The sequence below is a fragment of the Rhodococcus sp. ARP2 genome, assembly GCF_001029585.1.
GTDB lineage: Bacteria > Actinomycetota > Actinomycetes > Mycobacteriales > Mycobacteriaceae > Rhodococcus_F > Rhodococcus_F erythropolis.
The window spans coordinates 12,560-29,732 of the sequence record NZ_LEKE01000023.1; the positions used below are offsets into that span (position 1 = coordinate 12,560).

General features: G+C 62.5%; 15 protein-coding genes. 8 read left to right on the top strand and 7 right to left on the bottom strand.

The genetic code is table 11. From position 1 onward, the window contains the following. The first annotated feature begins 195 nt into the window (after window positions 1-195). The 3 genes from ABX74_RS03865 to ABX74_RS03875 are packed head-to-tail and all read left to right on the top strand — an operon-like array spanning window position 196 to window position 3,318. Complete coding sequence (locus ABX74_RS03865) at window positions 196-1,071, top strand: HpcH/HpaI aldolase/citrate lyase family protein (RefSeq protein ID WP_047888282.1); 876 nt, start codon at window positions 196-198, stop codon at window positions 1,069-1,071. Continuing rightward, the gene (locus tag ABX74_RS03870; protein WP_047888283.1) at window positions 1,068-2,066 is read left to right on the top strand and encodes a MaoC family dehydratase; all 999 of its coding nucleotides are present in this window, start codon (window positions 1,068-1,070) and stop codon (window positions 2,064-2,066) included. The genes ABX74_RS03865 and ABX74_RS03870 overlap by 4 nt, the downstream gene beginning before the upstream one ends. Window positions 2,067-2,097: 31 nt before the next feature. Next, window positions 2,098-3,318, top strand: a complete 1,221-nt coding sequence (locus ABX74_RS03875; protein WP_047888284.1) for a CoA transferase — start codon at window positions 2,098-2,100, stop codon at window positions 3,316-3,318. A gap of 66 nt (window positions 3,319-3,384) precedes the next feature. Here the strand turns inward: ABX74_RS03875 and ABX74_RS03880 are convergent, their stop codons facing one another. Continuing rightward, entirely contained in the window at window positions 3,385-4,542 is a 1,158-nt protein-coding gene (locus ABX74_RS03880; protein WP_020970861.1) for an acyl-CoA dehydrogenase family protein, read from the bottom strand. Window positions 4,543-4,737: 195 nt separating this feature from the next. On the opposite strand from ABX74_RS03880, the gene ABX74_RS03885 reads away from it, so the two are divergent. The 5 genes from ABX74_RS03885 (at window position 4,738) to ABX74_RS03905 (ending at window position 10,941) form a co-directional block, all read left to right on the top strand. Beyond that, complete coding sequence (locus ABX74_RS03885; protein ID WP_176450530.1) at window positions 4,738-6,201, top strand: MFS transporter; 1,464 nt, start codon at window positions 4,738-4,740, stop codon at window positions 6,199-6,201. Window positions 6,202-6,335: 134 nt separating this feature from the next. Further along, the gene (locus ABX74_RS03890; RefSeq protein WP_047888285.1) at window positions 6,336-7,466 is read left to right on the top strand and encodes a thiolase family protein; all 1,131 of its coding nucleotides are present in this window, start codon (window positions 6,336-6,338) and stop codon (window positions 7,464-7,466) included. Between the two features lie 54 nt (window positions 7,467-7,520). Next, window positions 7,521-8,285, top strand: a complete 765-nt coding sequence (locus tag ABX74_RS03895; RefSeq protein ID WP_007729494.1) for an SDR family NAD(P)-dependent oxidoreductase — start codon at window positions 7,521-7,523, stop codon at window positions 8,283-8,285. A gap of 41 nt (window positions 8,286-8,326) precedes the next feature. After that, window positions 8,327-9,982: a class I adenylate-forming enzyme family protein gene (locus tag ABX74_RS03900; RefSeq protein ID WP_047888316.1), complete on the top strand. Its 1,656-nt coding sequence runs from the start codon at window positions 8,327-8,329 to the stop codon at window positions 9,980-9,982. Window positions 9,983-10,035: 53 nt separating this feature from the next. Further along, the gene (locus ABX74_RS03905; RefSeq protein ID WP_153211945.1) at window positions 10,036-10,941 is read left to right on the top strand and encodes an NAD(P)H-dependent flavin oxidoreductase; all 906 of its coding nucleotides are present in this window, start codon (window positions 10,036-10,038) and stop codon (window positions 10,939-10,941) included. On the opposite strand, the gene ABX74_RS03910 is transcribed toward ABX74_RS03905, so the two are convergent. Genes ABX74_RS03910 through ABX74_RS03935 form a run of 6 tightly spaced genes read right to left on the bottom strand, consistent with a single transcriptional unit; the run spans window position 10,938 to window position 16,996 of the window. After that, window positions 10,938-11,849 carry a LysR family transcriptional regulator gene (locus tag ABX74_RS03910; RefSeq protein WP_021331933.1) on the bottom strand — a complete coding sequence of 304 codons (912 nt, stop codon included), beginning with the start codon at window positions 11,847-11,849 and terminating at the stop codon, window positions 10,938-10,940. The two genes, ABX74_RS03905 and ABX74_RS03910, sit on opposite strands and share 4 nt — an antisense overlap. 3 nt (window positions 11,850-11,852) lie before the next feature. Further along, window positions 11,853-12,755, bottom strand: a complete 903-nt coding sequence (locus tag ABX74_RS03915) for a LysR family transcriptional regulator (RefSeq protein ID WP_019745405.1) — start codon at window positions 12,753-12,755, stop codon at window positions 11,853-11,855. 30 nt (window positions 12,756-12,785) lie between these two features. After that, on the bottom strand, window positions 12,786-13,598 hold the full coding sequence (locus ABX74_RS03920; RefSeq protein WP_047888317.1) for an enoyl-CoA hydratase/isomerase family protein: 813 nt from the start codon (window positions 13,596-13,598) through the stop codon (window positions 12,786-12,788). Further along, window positions 13,595-14,356 (bottom strand): crotonase/enoyl-CoA hydratase family protein, encoded by a 762-nt coding sequence (locus ABX74_RS03925; protein ID WP_020909221.1) that lies wholly within the window; start codon window positions 14,354-14,356, stop codon window positions 13,595-13,597. The genes ABX74_RS03920 and ABX74_RS03925 overlap by 4 nt, the downstream gene beginning before the upstream one ends. Window positions 14,357-14,393: 37 nt before the next feature. After that, entirely contained in the window at window positions 14,394-15,440 is a 1,047-nt protein-coding gene (locus ABX74_RS03930) for an MBL fold metallo-hydrolase (protein WP_003940131.1), read from the bottom strand. After that, window positions 15,437-16,996 (bottom strand): AMP-binding protein, encoded by a 1,560-nt coding sequence (locus ABX74_RS03935; RefSeq protein WP_047888286.1) that lies wholly within the window; start codon window positions 16,994-16,996, stop codon window positions 15,437-15,439. The genes ABX74_RS03930 and ABX74_RS03935 overlap by 4 nt, the downstream gene beginning before the upstream one ends. Between the last annotated feature and the right edge of the window lie 177 nt (window positions 16,997-17,173).

A 17,173-nucleotide genomic window follows, 5' to 3' on the forward strand; every position in this document is an offset into this window, starting at 1 on the left:
CGCCTCGACTTGAAATAAGTTTGTACGGCCATATTTCGATATTGTTCGCGCAATGTCAATACCGCGCCTTGACATCGATACGCAGCAACTGCCAGCATCGAGGCAGTTCGCTGCACATCAACGCCGTTCACGGCAGCACATCTATTTCGCAACTGGCCGTACATTTGATCACCAGATCGAGGTAATCGACACACTATGGACGAGAACCACTACCGCGCGACCAGACGCCGCGCGTCCCTGGTCGCTCCGGGTTCAGACGAGCGCAAGGCCCGCAAGGCACTCTCTTCGAACGCAGACGAGGTGATTCTCGACCTCGAAGATGCCGTCACTTCGGCGAACAAGGACCTTGCGCGAACCCTCGTGAGCTCCTTGGTGCACGAGTTCGGTAAGGCGCGCACCATCTCGGTCCGAATCAACGGCCTCACCACACCATGGGCCCGCGACGACCTGATCGCCTGCGGCACCCTCGGAGAATCGCTGACGAGCGTGATCGTCCCGAAGGTCGAGTCCGCCGACGAACTCCTCGAGGCCGAGCACATCCTCTTCGCTGCCGGTGGGCACCACACCACCCTGCAAGCCCTGATCGAAACTCCGCTCGGCGTCCAGAATGCCGACTCCATCGCCCGCGCGACTCCTCGTCTGCAGGCCGCGATCATCGGATACGCAGATCTCGGTGCAGCGCTGGGTCGCTCACGCTCGGCACTGCCCGAACACTGGCTTGCCGTCCAGGACAGAATCCTGATCGCCTGCCGCGCAGCCGGCGTCGCCGCCATCGACGGACCCTTTCTCGGCATCACCGACGACGACGCCTTCCGCCGCGCCGCGCACTGGACCAGCGCTCTCGGGTTCGACGGTAAATGGGTCATCCACCCGGCGCAGATCGACTCGGCCACTACCGCATTCACTCCTTCGGACGACGCCGTCGATGACGCCAGACGGGTGTTGACCGCACTCGAAGAAGCCGAAACCCTGGGTTCCGGCGCCGCCCAGCTCGACGGCCAAATGCTCGACGAAGCAGTGGCCGTGGCAGCGCGTCGTACGCTTGCCCGAGCCGAAGGAGTCACCGTATGAGCGAGCACTACGTAGGAGGACCGTACTTCGACGAACTCACCCACGGTCAGATCTTCGACGAAGCACCAGCGGTGACGTTGACCAGTGGACTCGCCGCCTCCCATCAGGCGATCCTCGGTGACCGCATGCGCTTGCCTCTCGACGCACACCTGTCGTCGAGCGTCACAGGTTCCGCTGCACCAGTGGCGAATCCAGGACTGGTCACCGACGTCGCCATCGGCCAGTCAACCGTGGTCACACACCACGTCAAGGCAAACCTCTTCTACCGTGGACTGCGATTCCACCGTTTCCCGGTACTCGGTGACACCCTGTACACGCGCACCGAGGTTGTCGGTCTACGCGAGAACTCGGCCAAGCCGGGACGCGGCGCCACCGGACTTGCCGCGCTACGGATGACGTCCGCTGATCAGAATGGCAACACGGTCCTCGACTTCTACCGCTGCGCCATGCTCCCACTGAGCCCCGACCCGATCGAGACGAGAACTCGCCACGCCGACGACCTCTCCGTGATCGGTCCGTCCGAACCGGCGCCGTACGTATCACCTGACGGTTGGGACCTCGACACATATCGAGATCGGGTACCCGGCAGGCACTTCGAGTCGGATTTGGTGGGCTCGGTATTCCGTAGCAGCGGCGACGTCGTCACCAGTGCACCCGAACTTGCCCGGCTGAGCTTGAACATCGCAGCGACGCACCACGACGATCGCGTCGGCACCCACGGTCGCCTCGTCTACGGCGGCCACACCATCGGAATTGCACTTGCCCAGGCAACTCGCGCTCTGCCCAATGTGGTGACGGTTCTCGGATGGCACTCGTGCGATCACACCGGGCCCGTTCACGAGGGCGACACCCTCACGAGCGAACTGCACGTCGAAAGTTCGTCGCCCCTCGAACACGGAACCGCAGTGCAACTGCGTTCGCTCGTGTTCTCCCACAATGCTTCTGCAACACAGACTCCGGTTCTCGACTGGCGTTTCACCGTGTTGATGGCATGATCGCACACTCTTCTACCACGGAGGATCACAGATGACTCAGACCCAAGGCCCGCTGTCCGGGCTTCGCATCGTCGAGGTCTCGAGCTTTGTCGCCGCACCCCTGTGCGGACTGACTCTCTCCCAGCTCGGCGCCGAGGTGATCCGGATCGACCCGATCGGAGGTGCCTCCGATTACAAACGCTGGCCCGTCACCGACACGGGTGAAAGCATCTACTGGACCGGACTCAACAAAGGCAAACTGTCACTGTCAGTGGACATGCGCGCCGAGCGCGGTCAAGAACTGATTCGCCAACTGGTCACGGCTCCGGGACCTGGCGGCGGAATCCTGGTCACCAATGCCGGCGGTCGCACCTGGATGAGCCACGACTCCCTGGCCCAGTTGCGTAGCGACGTCATCACCCTCGAGGTTCTCGGACGCCGCGACGGCAGCCCCGGGGTCGACTACACGGTCAACGCCGCGTTGGGATTTCCACAGATCACCGGCCCCGCCGACTACGCCGGAGTTGTCAACCACGCACTGCCCGCCTGGGACGTCGCCTGCGGGCTCTATGCCGCCCTGTCGATCACTGCCGCAGTGCGCCAACGTGACTCGACCGGACACGGCACGCAGATCACGCTGCCACTCGAAGACGTCGCATTGGCCACCGCAGGAACACTCGGCTACCTCACCGAAGTACAAGTGAACGGTCGCAGTCGCGAGTCCGGCGGAAACGCCGTCTACGGCACGTACGGAATCGATTTCGTCTCCAGCGACAACGAACGGTTCATGATCGTTGCACTCACTACTCGGCATTTCCGTGACCTTGCGTCGGTCACCGGCACCACGGCGGCTGTCGACGCCGTCGAAGGTGCCCTCGGAGCCGACTTCTCCACCGAAGCGGATCGCTACCGTCATCGAGAGGTACTCACTGCTCTGTTCTCACATTGGTTCCGGGAACACAGCGGCGCCGAGATCGCTGCAGCGCTGGACACATCGTCGGTTCTGTTCGAGAGGTACCGCAGTTTCGATGAAGTGGTGAATTCCGGTGAACTGGAGAACAACCCGATGTTCTCCGCACTCGATCAGCCTCGAATCGGAAGTTATCTGGCTGCCGCGAACCCAGCCTCGTTCGACGGCGCACACCTGAGCACCGGACCGGCCTCCGAGGTCGGCGGCGATTCGATTGCGGTGCTCGCGGATGTCCTCGGAACCACTGCTGATCACGCTTCGGCACTGATCGCGGACGGCATCGTCGGCGTTCCGGCGAACTGATCTACCTGGAACATGTTTTCGGCCTCGGAACAAATGTTCCGAGGCCGAAAACATGTCGAGAGTGCGTCAGAGACCAAGATCCTTCGCGATGATGGTCTTCATGACTTCACTTGTGCCACCGTAGATTCGTGTGACACGCGTGTCTGCGTAAAGACGCGCGATGGGATACTCGGTGATGTAGCCGTACCCGCCGTGCAATTGGAGGCACTTGTCGATAACTCGACCTGCTGCCTCGGTGCAGAACAGTTTCGCCTTCGCGGCGTCGGGAATCGTCAGAGTGCCGCGGTCATGACATTCGAGTGCGTTGTCGGACACCAGCTGGATGGCATCAACCTCGGTAGCACATTCGGCCAGAACGAATTTGGTGTTCTGGAATGCCGCGACGGGCTTACCGAACACCTTGCGGTCTTTGACGTAGTCGATGGCAAAGCGAAGCGCTGCACTGGCAGTGGCGGCCGCTCCGAAAGCGATGGTCAACCGCTCCTGAGCCAGGTTGTGGGTCAGATAGCTGAATCCGTCGCCCTCTTCTCCGAGCCGGTCCTCGACGGGCACCTGTACGTCGACAAACGAAAGCTCCGCAGTGTCGGAGGTCTTGAGACCGATCTTGTTGATCTTGCGCCCCACCGAGTATCCGGGCGACGACGTGTCGACCACCAGGATCGACAACCCGGTGCGTCGGTTCTCCGCTGTGCTCGGCGCGGTGCGGCACACTACCAGGACGCGATCGGCAAGTACCCCGCCGGTGATGAACGTCTTGGAACCATTGACCACGTAGTGCGTACCGTCCTCCGACAGCTTGGCCGTCGTCGCGATGTTCGCCAGATCCGACCCTGTTCCCGGTTCGGTCATCGCAATCGCGAACATCAGATCGCCGGAGGCGAAGCCCGGCAACCAGCGGCTCTTCTGCTCGTCGTTCGCGTACTCGAGCAGGTAGGGCAGGATCAGGTTCGTATGCACCGACTGCGAGCCGAAAGACGCCCCGGCGGCAGCAACCTCCTCGGCGACGACGACGTTGAACTTGAGCGACTTCTCGCCGCCTCCGCCGTATTCCTCCGGCACCTGAATTCCGAGTACGCCAAGCTCTCCGAGTCGTCGGTAGAAGTCACGGGGCGGGTGACCGTCCTCTTCCCACTTCTCGTGGACCGGGGTTACTTCCTTCGCGATGAAATCGCGGACGGTAGCCCGGAATGCCTCGTGATCCTCGTTGAACACGGTGCGCTGCATGTATGAACTCCAGTCGGTCAAGGGAACAGGGTGATCCTGATCTCACCTTGCCTCAACGTTCCGTATTCGATCCAACACTCATCGGCTATGCGTCCGATAGGGCGTACCAATATGGCCTGACCTGCGATACATAGGCAACCGCTATCGTTCCGATCATCGACGCGACATTGCTCAAAGTGATCCAGAACACGTTGAATGGGTCAGCCGGCAAACACAACACCACCGATCGCTTCGAGGCCGCGCTTCGAGCACGATCGCATCCGCCCACCAGTCTCGAAGGGACGCCACGTGACCCCCATCGCGCCACAGCGTAACGACGTCCAGCCCGAAGCAACAGCAACGCCAGATTCGTCAGCAGTCCCCGTCTTCGGTACCCGCAAGCGTGCGTGGACGATGACCGGGCTCGTCGTCTTCCTCTACATCGTCAACTACGCGGACAAAGCAGTCCTCGGAATCATCGCTCAGCCCCTCGCTCGCGAGCTCGGACTGAAGTCTTCGCAAATCGGCATGGTCGGCTCGCTGTTCTTCCTGATGTTCTGCATCGGCGGATTTCTCGCCGGACCGCTCAACAAGTACCTGACCCTACGTTGGGCTCTGTTGATCCTGGCCGCAATCTGGTCCGTGGTCATGCTCCCCCTCGTTCTCGGTGCCAGCCTCGCGATGTTGATCGTCTCGCGCATGCTCCTCGGATTTGCCGAAGGCCCCAGCTCGGCGCTGATGCACACCGCCGCGTACTCGTGGCACCCGCCGGCCAAGCGCGGCCTTCCCGGTGCAATGCTCGCCGGATCCGCCTCCGTCGCGAAGATCGCCCTCGCGCCCGTACTGACCTTCATCGCCGTTCACTACGGCTGGCGCGCAGCGGTTCTCTCGCTCTCTGTCCTCGGACTCGTGTGGATGGGTTGCTGGCTGGCCGGTTGGTCCGAAGGCCCGTACACGAGCAAGGCCGTCAAGGCGACCAAGACTGCAGATACAGAAGCAACCGAGGCGACCGGGACGGCAACGAAGGCAGTCACCGAGCCCAACGTTCCGTGGCGCAAGATCCTGCTCTCCCGCACCTTCGTCAGCTGCTGCTTCCTCATCGCCACCATCTACGCACTGACCACCGTCGTTCTCACCTGGTTGCCGTCGTACTTCGAGGTCGGCCTCGGATACAGTGCGATGCAAGCCGGTTCGATGTTCGCACTGCCCTCGATCGTCGGCCTCGTCCTCATGATCACCTCCGGTTCCGTCACGGACAAGTTGATCGGCCGCGGCTTCACCTCTCGCACGGTTCGCGTCATCGTTCCCTGCGTCGGCGTTCTGATCTGCGGATCGATTCTCCTGTTCCTGCCACAGATCTCCACTCCCATCGTCGCTGTCGCCATGGTCTCGATCGGCTACGGATTCTCGGCAATCACCTTCCCGCTCATCAACGCTGCGATCTCCGAACTGTGCCCGCCGCAGCAGACTGCAGGCACCATGGGATTCTTCCTCGCCATCATGTCGATCGGCGGCCTGATTGCTCCCTACGCAACGGGAGTCATCGTGGACAACGCAGCAACCCCGGCCGACGGTTACGCCCAGTCCTTCCAGGCAATCGGCATCATCGGAGTCGTCGCCGCGGTTCTGGTCCTCGTCTTCGCCAATCCCGAGCGCGATCGCAAGCTCATCCGCGGCTGAATGCTCCACGTATAGCCATTCGCTAACAAAGCCATTCACCGAAAGACATTGCCGGGTCGACCCGCTCGTGATCGACTCGAGGCACGCCCCGACCGCACAATCGCAACACCGGGCACGAACAGCAGGAGAGATACATGCGAGATGCCGTCATCGTCGACGCAGTACGTACACCGATCGGCCGTCGAGGACGCGCCCTCTCGGAGATCCATCCGGCCGAACTGTCCGCACATGTACTGCGTGCACTCGCTGAACGGACCGGACTCGACGCGGCCACGGTCGACGACGTGATCTGGGGATGCGTCAGTCAGGTCGGCGAACAGGCCGGAAGCATCGCCCGCACAGCGGCACTCGCCGCCGGCTGGCCCGACAGCGTTCCCGGCGTCACACTGACCCGGGCCTGCGGATCGAGCCAGCAGGCAGTTTCCTTTGCTGCCGCCACCGTCATCTCCGGTCAGAACGACGTGGTCGTAGCCGGAGGCGTCGAATCGATGTCGCGAGTTCCGATGGGAACCGCCAGCAAGAACGGTGAGCATTTCCCGCCTTCGGTACTCGAACGCTACGGTGTGGACAGTTTCAGCCAGGGGACCGGCGCCGAGATGATGGCCCGGAAATGGGCACTCACACGAACGGCTCTGGACGAATATTCCCTCCGCTCACACGAGCTCGCGGCCAGCGCCACCGATGCTGGAGCATTCACCGGGCAGATCACTCCGATCGCCGGGTTGTCCCAGGACGAAGGCATTCGGCGAGGTGGAAGTCTGGAGTCGCTCGCGAAGTTGCCCCCGGCCTTCGACGCCGACGGTGTCATCCACGCCGGCAACTCTTCGCAGATCTCCGACGGGGCGGGCGCCACACTCGTCACGACCAGCGAGTACGCCCGGGCACGCGGTTGGAAGCCGCTCGTTCGTATTCACACCGCAGTGGTCGCAGCCGACGACCCGGTCATCATGCTCACCGGTCCGATTGCCGCCACCGCAAAGGCACTGGACCGCTCCGGATTGTCCATCGACGACATCGGTGCCTTCGAGATCAACGAGGCCTTCGCCCCCGTCCCGCTTGCCTGGCAGGCTGAAACCGGCGCAGCCATCGATCGTGTGAATCCGCTCGGCGGCGCTATCGCGGTCGGCCACCCACTCGGCGGATCAGGTGCGATCTTGATGACTCGCCTGGCACATCACATGCGCGACAACGGAATTCGATACGGTCTCCAGTCGATGTGTGAGGCCGGCGGCATGGCCAATGCGACCATTCTCGAATTGATCTGACCCGACAACGCTTTCGGGCCGACACGTCATCCAGCAGGAAAGAAGAATTGATCCATGAAACTCGAGGGACTTTCCACCGCGATCACCGGCGGCGCTTCAGGTCTCGGCCTGGCAACCGCTCGACGGCTGCTCGACGCCGGAGCGCAGGTCACGTTGATCGATCTGCCTTCGTCCGACGGTAAGCAGGTGGCGGCCGATCTCGGAGCTGCCGCGCAATTCGCCCCGGCCGACGTCACCGACAGCGAACAATTCGCCGAAGCACTCGACGCGGCGCACGAGCGCGGCGGCCTTCGCGGCGTCGTCCACTGCGCGGGTGCCGGGCGTCGCATGCGCATTCTCGACAAGGACGGAAAAGCCGGATCGGTCGAAGATTTCGAGTTCGTCGTCAAACTGAATCTTGTCGGTTCGTTCAACGCACTCCGTCTCGGCGCCGAGCGGATGGCAGAACTCGATGCCGTGGACGGTGAGCGAGGAGCCATCATCATGACGGCGTCGGTCGCAGCATTCGAAGGTCAGATCGGTCAGATCAACTACACGGCGTCCAAAGCCGGCATCGTCGGTATGACGGTCACCGCTGCGCGCGATCTCGCCAGCCGCGGAATCCGCGTCAACACCATTGCTCCCGGCATCATGGACACTCCCCTGCTGGCGCGCCTGCGCGAAGACGTGCGCACGGCCCTCGAAGCCTCGGTTCCCAACCCCTCCCGGCTTGGTCGCCCGGACGAGTTCGGCCAGCTGGCCGTCTCGATGCTCGAGAACGGCTATCTCAACGGCGAAACCATCAGACTCGACGGCGCGATCCGAATGGCTCCCCGGTGACGGGCATCAGCGTGATCGCCAATCCACAACTGCGCCACAACATGCACTACCCGGACACCACCATGGCCTACTGGGCACCCAGCATGGCGGCGCTCTACGGTGATCGCCTCGCCGTCGTGGACGGCGAGCGCACGTGCACGTTCCGCGAACTCGGTCAGCGCAGTGCACAATTCGCCGGCGCACTGCGGCAGGCCGGGGTCGGCGTCGGCGACGTCGTGTTGCTACATCTCGGGAACTGCGTCGAGTTCCTCCAGGCCTACTACGGCTGCCTGCAGGCCGGGACGACCGTTACATTGGTCAATCCGCTGCAGCCAGAACTTGGACTGCGCAAGCAGATCGAGGAGACGTCCGCCGTTGCTGCGGTCACTCAGAGTTCGCAGCTGCGCACACTGCTCGCGGCCTCTTCCGGAACCTCCGTACGTACGATCGTGATGGTCCAGGACACCGAGGGTGCGCTCGACACACCGGAGTCGGTCGTCGCGTTCGACGCCTTCATCGCCGATCTACCCACCGAATTCACCCCTGCCTCCGTCCGAAGCGACGACATCGCACACATCGCGTTCACCGGCGGAACCACCGGAGTATCCAAAGGTGTTCGTGTTCTTCACCGCAACGTCGTCGGCAACATCACGCAGATGTGTGGGTGGAGAACCGGGCACGAGTTGGAGGCAGGTCCGGACGGTCTCGTCACGCCTCGACGCATCGACGGCCTCGACGTGCTCGGTCCGACGCCGGGAACAGGGGCGACCATCGTGGTCTCACCTCTCTTCCACGCACATTCGTTGCTCAACACGTCGTTCCTGTTGATCTCCGGTCTCACCCAGGTATTTGCCGGTCGGTTCGAACCCGGCCGGATGCTCGAGCTGATCGAAAAGCACGAGGCCACCTACCTCACCGGGTCTCCCGCTATGTGGCACGCACTGTCGGTTCATCCCGACGCTACGGTGCGCAACACCGACAGCGTGTGCGTCGTCTCTTCGGGCGCTGCCCCGATCGACAGCGTCACGCTCGCCGCACTCCGCCGGGCATTTCCCAAAGCGCTCGTCGTCGAGGGGTACGGGCTGACCGAGGCCACCTGTGTGGTCACGGCAGCTCCGCTGATCAACGGCTCGGAGTACCGGCAGAGCAGCGTCGGCCTCCCGATCTTCGACACCGAAATCCAGATTCGCGATCAGCTGGACCGGAAGACCGTTCTGGGCGAGAACGAACGCGGCGAACTGTGGGTGCGTGGGCCTCAGGTCACCGACGGCTATCTCGGACACCCGGAAACCACCGCAGAACAGTTCGTCGACGGCTGGTTGGACACGGGTGACATCGCGTACCTGGACTCGGACGGATACCTCTTCATCTGTGACCGGGCGAAGGACATGCTCATCTACAAGGGGTACAACGTCTATCCGCGTGAACTCGAAGAGATTCTGGTTTCGCACCCGGCGATCTCGACTGCCGCGGTTGTCGGCCGCGAAGTGGGGAGCAACGGCCAGGAGCCCGTAGCCTTCGTGGTGATGATTCCGGGCGCCGAGTTCGACGCCGAGCAGATCAAGGCGTTTGTCGCCGAGCAGGTGCTGCCGTACAAGAAGATTCGCGAGGTCGTCGAGGTAGAACTCCTTCCGACATCGGCTGCCGGTAAGGTCCTCAAGACCGACCTCCGCTCGAGACTTCTCGAATCCGTCGATCAGAAAGGCGGTTCCAGGTGACGACCTTCGCAGACCTGACGTCGCAATTGCGTGTCCCTGTTCTCGCTTCACCGATGTTCATCATCTCGACTCCTGACCTCGTCATCGCGCAGTGCACCGCTGGGATCATCGGGTCCTTCCCGGCACTGAATGCTCGTCCGCAGTCGGCACTTCGGGATTGGCTCAAACTGATCACCGTGGCTCGTGAGGAACATGATCGTGAGCACCCGGAGAATCCGTCGGCGCCATTTGCCGTCAACCTCATCGTCCACCGGTCCAACAACCGCCTGGAAGAGGACCTGGCGACCATCGCCGAGTTCGAGGTTCCGATCGTCATCACGTCCCTCGGCGCTCGCACCGACATCAACGACGCCGTCCACGCATACGGTGGAATCGTTCTTCACGACGTCATCGACAATCGCTTTGCACGCAAGGCGATCGAGAAGGGCGCCGACGGACTGATCGCGGTAGCTGCCGGGGCCGGTGGTCATGCCGGTAGGCAGTCGCCGTTTGCCCTGATTCGGGAAATTCGTGAGTGGTTCGCCGGTCCACTGCTGTTGTCAGGTGCCATCGCTCATGGTGATTCGATTCTCGCTGCGCTCGCGGCCGGAGCCGATCTGGCATACGTCGGATCAGCTTTCATCGCAACCGAAGAGGCTAACGCGGATCCTGCGTACAAGGAGATGATCGTGGGTTCAGGGGCCTCCGACATCGTCTACTCCAACCTGTTCACCGGAGTACACGGAAACTACCTGCGGGGCAGCATCGTTGCCGCCGGCTTGGACCCCGACAACCTAGCCGAATCCGATCCTTCCGCAATGAGTTTCGCGACCACCGACACCGATACCAAGGCGTGGCGTGACATCTGGGGCGCCGGACAGGGCATCGGAGCGATCGACGCCGTACTTCCGACGCATGCAGTAGTAGAGCGTCTCGCCGCCGAGTACGCTGCCGCTCGAGAACGCATCTGCCGACTCTAGTGCTGTGACCGGTGTTCGTCGGACAGGGATTCGTCGGACAGGTACTCGTGGATCAGGTTCACGAATACCTGTCCCACCGGCGACAACGTCGAGGGGTCGAAGGCGAGACCGTACGCACGCAGGAATCTCGGCTCGCAGGCCCGTTCCACGACCTGACCAGGCATCGATTTCGCCACCGAGCGCTCGACCAACGAACCGCCGAGCCCGGCGATGACCATCGGGAGCCGCGACTCCCGTTGCTCGGTCACCACCGCGAGTTCCGTTCTGGTACCGGCCTTTCGGATCGAATCTTCGATCGCGTCACCCATCGCTGCCCCGCGAGGAACGAATACCATGGGAATGTCCGGCATTTCCGAGAGGCGTACCGGCCCCTCGGGTAGTTCGGTTCCCGCCGGGTAGACCAGGCGGTACTCCTGCTCCCCCAATTCGACGATCTCGAGCCCTTCGCCCGCTTCGAGAGGCAGATGAGCCACCGCGAATTCACAGTGGCCGTCCCTGATGAGACTTTCCAGATTGTCCTCACGCTCGAGTTCCGAGAATCTGACTCGTGCTTGCGGATACCGTCGACAGAACTCCGCAATCAGATCGACGATCGTCCCCGAGGTCAGTGCAGGGAAAGCCATGATGTCGAGGCGTCCGACGATGGCGCCATCGGATGCCGTCAACTGTTCAGCCGCCGCAGCTACGTCTCGCAAAACCTGTCGACTCGGGCCGACCAGGCTGCGACCGGCCGCACTGAGCACCATGCCGCGCCCGATGCGATGGAAAAGCCGCACTCCCAGTTCACGTTCGAGCCCGCGCAACGCTTGTGACACGGTCGGCTGAGCAACTCCCAAAGCAGCTGCGGCGCCGTTGATCCCCTTGTTTTCGACAACCGCGAGGAAGTACTCCATCTGCCGGAACTCCACAGTTCACTCCTCTTCCTTGGACGGAACGGCGGAGGTGGCCATTTCCGCAGCCGTCGCGATGAATGCGGCGGCGGCCGGGGATTGCTCGCCCGAGCGATAGACGATGCCGACGTCGCGTGTCAGCGGCGGATCGAAGGAGAAGGCGCAGACGTCTGTCATCTGCTGCTGTGCAACCCTTCTCGGCACGACGGTGGCGCCGATCCCTCGACGCACGAGTTCCCACGTGGTCACAGGGTGGACACAGTCCACGACTACGTTCTCGGCGCCTTCGCTGAGTAGACCCCGGAACTGATTCGATTGATCACCGAGATCGACCACCAGCGGCAAACTGTGCAAGAGCGTTCGCGGAACCGGATCCGCCAACGGCGTTGCAAGCCGGCCGGACAACGACGCATGGGTGGCGAGTACCAACTCCTGGGCGGCAATCGGAGCCGTGACCAAACCTTCGTACCCGATACTCAGATCGGTGACGCCGACCTCGGCCGACCCTCGCCGTAACGCATTGTCGACCCCGGCCGGGCCGTACGTGTCGAGGACGCGCACGACGATCTTCGGAAAGTTGGCCCGGAATCGACGAACCAACTCGACCATCGGATCGATGGAGAACGCCGAGTACGAGACGACGTCCACCCGGCCGAACTCGAGTTCGCGAACGGCGGTCACTTTAGCCTTCGCGCGCTCGACGTCGGCAAGGATTCTCCTGGCCGCGAGATCGAAGGTGCGGCCCGCGTCGGTAAGAACCAACCGCCTACCGGTCCGATCGAACAGCGTGGCGCCGAGTCGACGCTCGAGCGTGCGAATTGCCTGTGACAGCGAGGGCTGCGAAATGTAGAGAGCCTGAGCGGCCTTCGTTATCCCACCGTGGTCGACAACAGCGACGAAGTAGGTAACGAAGTGCAGATCCACTCATCCATCATACGACCAGCGATCCGACGCTCACTCCAATCGAGTTAGCCCTGGTACGGCCCACTCTCCGGTGAAGACCGGCTCCCGCTTTTCCACGAAGGCACGAACCGCGTCGGTAGCATCCGTCGCAAAATTGACCGCTTGCGCCCTCGCCTCGTTGTCCAAGGCTTCCCGCAACGAGAGTGAGGTGTGACGTTCGAGCATGGCGGCAGACTGACTCAGTGCGGCTGGCGGACCGTCAGCGAGCCGCTGCGCAAGCTTCGACGTGTGTTCGTCCAGTTCACCCGGCTCGACCAGATAGGTCACCAGCCCGAGCTCGTAGGCTTCCTGTGCGTCGATCGTCTCGGCGAGCATCACCAGTCGCTTCGCTTGCTGGAGGCCGACCAGTCTCGGCAGGATCCACGAACCCCCGAAGTCGACAGACAACCCTCGTTTGGCAAAGATCTGGCTGAACTTCGCACCCTTGGCTGCCACGACGAAGTCGCAGAGCAACGCCATGTTCCATCCGGCTCCGACGGCAAACCCGTCGACCTTCGCCACCAGAGGCTTGGGAAACTCACCCAGTGCGATGGCCGTTGCGTTGATGACACGCATGCGATCGAGAGGGTGCGACGAGCCGCGTTTGTCCAGATCGGAGCCCGCACAGAAGGTCCCGTCCGCGCCGGTCAGGATCACAGAGCGAATCTGCGAATCCTCTTGAAGTTCGAGGACTGCTTCACGTAGTGCGATCCAGGCGTCGAGATCGAGAGCGTTGCGGCGGTGCGGCCGACAGAGAACAATCGTCGCGACAGCACCGTCACGTTCGATGCTTACGGCCGCGCGCTCGATCGTCTCGGCACTCATGAGCCACTCCACACGGGAGAGCGCTTCTCGGCAAACGCCGTTGCACCTTCCTTGGCGTCACGTGAGGTGAAGACCGGATCGATGAATTCGCGTTGCGCGACAAAGGCATCCGGATCGGTGTACTTGGCGGACATTGCCAGTACCTGCTTGGTCGCGCGAACAGCCAGTGGACCGTTTGCCGCTACTCGGGCCGCAAGCTCGCGTGCGACGGTCAGCGCCTGTCCAGGTTCGGCGAGCCGATTGACCAAGCCGTGATGATGCGCCACGGTGGCACTGAGCGGATCCCCGGTGATCGCGATTTCCATGGCCAACTGATACGGGAGGATCTTGGGCAGACGCAGAAGGCCACCGGCGGCCGCGGCAAGTCCCCGCTTCACCTCGGGCAAGCCGAATTTCGCGTCGGTGGACGCCACGATCAGATCGGCTGCCAACGCCAGTTCGCACCCGCCGGCGAGTGCCCACCCCTCGACGGCTGCGATCAGCGGCTTCGACGGCGGAGCCTCGGTCAGACCGGCAAAACCACGACCGGGCAGCGATGGCCGTTCCCCTCGCGCAAATCCCTTGAGATCCATACCAGCGCAGAAGGTTCCACCAGCTCCGGTCAGAATGCCGATGGTGAGATCGGCCCGTTCCTCGAACTCGTCGATGGCCGCAGCCAAGGCTTCGGCAAGTTCGAGATTGACCGCGTTCTTGGCCTCGGGACGATTGAGGGTGATGACGGCAACGCCCTCGGCGAAGTCGGTGAGCACGACGCTCATGTTCGGTTCCTACTTCCGTGATGAGATTCTTGAAAGGTCACTGCGCGCGAATGCTCCAGCGCACGGGTGTGCCGCCGGACGGTGTCACGATCTCCCGCTTGGCCAAAACAACGAGATGAGCATGGGTTTCGCGGACTGCCAAGCGAAGTAGTCGCGGCGACATCTGTTCGAACGGGCGAGACCAGGAGATCGTGCGTGAGAGTTCCCAGGCCGTGGATTCGGGCTCATCCTGCACCGCAGCCACGATCTCCGCCAATCGCTCCTCGTGGTGCCCCATCAATTGACGTGCACGATCGGCGATCCCACGGAATCGATATTCATGTGCCGGAAGCACTTCGCATTCGCCCAGTGTTGTCGTCGCCTCGAGCGAGAGAAGATAACGATGAAGCGGGTTCTCGAGTTCACCGGGAATCGTGGAGATGTTCGGGCTGATCCTCGGCAGCATGTGATCGCCGCTGAACAACAAGCCTCTGTCCTCTTCGACGAAGCAGAGATGTCCGGGAGTGTGCCCCGGTGTCCACTGGGCCCGGAGATTCCACCCGGGAAGATCGAGTGAATCACCATCTCCCAGAACAATGTCGATGGTTTCGTGCTCAGCGAACCGCACCAGGTCGACCCGAGACGCGTCGAGCACTTCGGCCGGTGCGCCGAGTTCGGACAATTGCAGGTTCCAGCCACTGATGTCGTCGCGGGTCTGCTCGGGACCGTGGTATCCGAGGAGCGTCGCGTCGGCCACGTGCATCGCAAGCGTTGCGCCGCTGACCTGCCGAAGACGCGGCGCCAGACCGAAGTGATCGGGATGCAGGTGCGTGATTGCCGCATAGCGCACTTCGGAAACGTGGTATCCGATCGATGCTATGCCGTCGACGAGAGCCTGCCACGACTGTTCGTGATCCCAACCGACGTCGATGAGGGCAAGTCCGTCGTCGAGCGCGAGTGCGTAGACGAGCACGTAACGCAAAGGGTTGTCCGGCATGGGAACAGGGATCGACCACAGTCCGTCCCGCACCTGTTCCACCGGTGGAAGGACTTTGTTCGCCCACGCCTCACGTTGTGCGACACCGACGTCTTCGGTCACGATCATGATGCTTCTCCGCTCGCGTTCAGCATGGTCCGCAGGCTCGACTTGAGCAGTTTCCCGCTCGCGTTGCGAGGCAAGGAGTCCACGAAATGGATCTGGCGAGGTTTCTTGTACGACGCCAACTTCGCTGTGCTGAACGCGATCAACTCGTCGACGCTCGGCACGTCGGCACCGTCGACCAGTTTGACCACCGCTGTGACGGATTCACCCCAGCGCTTGTCCGGAACCCCGACCACCGCGACCTCGGCAACCGAGGGGTGTTCGGCCAGAATAAATTCCACCTCGATCGGATAGACGTTCTCACCGCCGGTGATGATCATGTCCTTGAGGCGGTCGGTGACGAACAGATACCCCTCGTCGTCCAAATGGCCGGCGTCGCCTGTTCGGAGAAAGCCGTCCTGAGTGAACAGTTCCGCGGTCTCTCGGTCACGTCGCCAGTACCCGCGAGTGTTGTTTCTGCTGCGCGCAACGATCTCACCGGATTTGTTGGGCGGCAATACCTCACCAGTTGTGACGTCTCGAATGGAGATCTCGACGCCGATCATCGGTTTTCCCGCCGAGCGGAGCAACTCCGAACGCGGACCGCTCACATGATGGTCGAAGGCACGAAGGACGGATACCGAACCCGTTGTCTCGGTCATCCCGTATCGCTGGACGAATTTGCAGTTCAAGACAGTCATCGCATGAGCGAGGAGTGCCGGAGTGATCGGCGACGCCCCATAGGCGACCACCTCCAGGCTGGTCAGATCGAAACTGTCGAGAGTGGGCAGATCTACCAGCGTCTGAATGACGGCAGGCACCAGAAATGCGTGGGTGACGTGGTGAGTCGCGATGGCATCAGCGACCCGAGCCGGCGCCATGTCTCCGAGCAGCACCAATGGCACTCCGGCCGACAAGCACGTACTCATCCAGCCGGCGCCGGCGATGTGAAAGAGGGGAAGTGCGTCGAGTGCGACTGCATTCGAACCGAATTCGTAGACATCGAACCCCTCGGGCTCGTTGTACAGATTCCGGTGCGTGGCCACGACGCCCTTGGGCCGGCCGGTTGTCCCGGACGTGTACAGCTGCAGAACTGCTGCGTCCGGATCGTGCCCATGTCCGGGGTCGACGCCGTTCCCGGAGGCCACGAACTCCGCCCAGGTTCGCGAATCCGGCAGGCCCCCGGCAGCTCCCACGGTTATGACCTCGATCTCCGGCAACGCTGCGGACATCGCCGCCGCCCCCGCGGCGAACTCGTCATCGACGATCAAGACGTCGAGCTCCGCATCCTCGGCGATGTCGACGAGTTCGAGTGGGTTGAGCCGCCAGTTCAACGGGATGAACACAGCGCCTGCCTTCGCACACGCGATGAAGGTTTCCGCACCTTCGAGCCCCATCCGCAGTAGCGCACCGACGCGAGCACCGGCAGCGGTCACTTCTGCCAGCGCGCTCGCCAAGGTACTGGTCTCGCCATCCAGCTCAGCCCATGTCGAAGTTCGGTCGCCGCACGTGATCGCCGGATCGGACGGCCGTGTCGACGCCGAGTGGCGTATCCGGTTGGGTAGGTGAAGCTCGCTCACATCACGCTCCTGTGTTCCAGGTACTCACCGAGCACGAACCGCGGTCGGTGGTACTGGAACAGTCGATCATCGCTATGGCCTGCGCCACAAAGACGAGAAGGCGCACAGAGCCATAGCTGAGACCTATGTCTGCAGGTCGCAGCAAGTCACAGCCGCCAAGGTCCGGTCATCTGGGAG

What these genes read in the sequence shown, in the direction of transcription:
- ABX74_RS03865 (WP_047888282.1), top strand. Translation starts at nt 196, where the DNA reads ATGGACGAGAACCACTACCGCGCGACCAGACGCCGCGCGTCCCTGGTC.
- ABX74_RS03870 (WP_047888283.1), top strand. Translation starts at nt 1,068, where the DNA reads ATGAGCGAGCACTACGTAGGAGGACCGTACTTCGACGAACTCACCCAC.
- ABX74_RS03875 (WP_047888284.1), top strand. Translation starts at nt 2,098, where the DNA reads ATGACTCAGACCCAAGGCCCGCTGTCCGGGCTTCGCATCGTCGAGGTC.
- ABX74_RS03880 (WP_020970861.1), bottom strand. Translation starts at nt 4,542, where the DNA reads ATGCAGCGCACCGTGTTCAACGAGGATCACGAGGCATTCCGGGCTACC.
- ABX74_RS03885 (WP_176450530.1), top strand. Translation starts at nt 4,738, where the DNA reads ATGGGTCAGCCGGCAAACACAACACCACCGATCGCTTCGAGGCCGCGC.
- ABX74_RS03890 (WP_047888285.1), top strand. Translation starts at nt 6,336, where the DNA reads ATGCGAGATGCCGTCATCGTCGACGCAGTACGTACACCGATCGGCCGT.
- ABX74_RS03895 (WP_007729494.1), top strand. Translation starts at nt 7,521, where the DNA reads ATGAAACTCGAGGGACTTTCCACCGCGATCACCGGCGGCGCTTCAGGT.
- ABX74_RS03900 (WP_047888316.1), top strand. Translation starts at nt 8,327, where the DNA reads ATGCACTACCCGGACACCACCATGGCCTACTGGGCACCCAGCATGGCG.
- ABX74_RS03905 (WP_153211945.1), top strand. Translation starts at nt 10,036, where the DNA reads ATGTTCATCATCTCGACTCCTGACCTCGTCATCGCGCAGTGCACCGCT.
- ABX74_RS03920 (WP_047888317.1), bottom strand. Translation starts at nt 13,598, where the DNA reads ATGAGTGCCGAGACGATCGAGCGCGCGGCCGTAAGCATCGAACGTGAC.
- ABX74_RS03925 (WP_020909221.1), bottom strand. Translation starts at nt 14,356, where the DNA reads ATGAGCGTCGTGCTCACCGACTTCGCCGAGGGCGTTGCCGTCATCACC.
- ABX74_RS03930 (WP_003940131.1), bottom strand. Translation starts at nt 15,440, where the DNA reads ATGATCGTGACCGAAGACGTCGGTGTCGCACAACGTGAGGCGTGGGCG.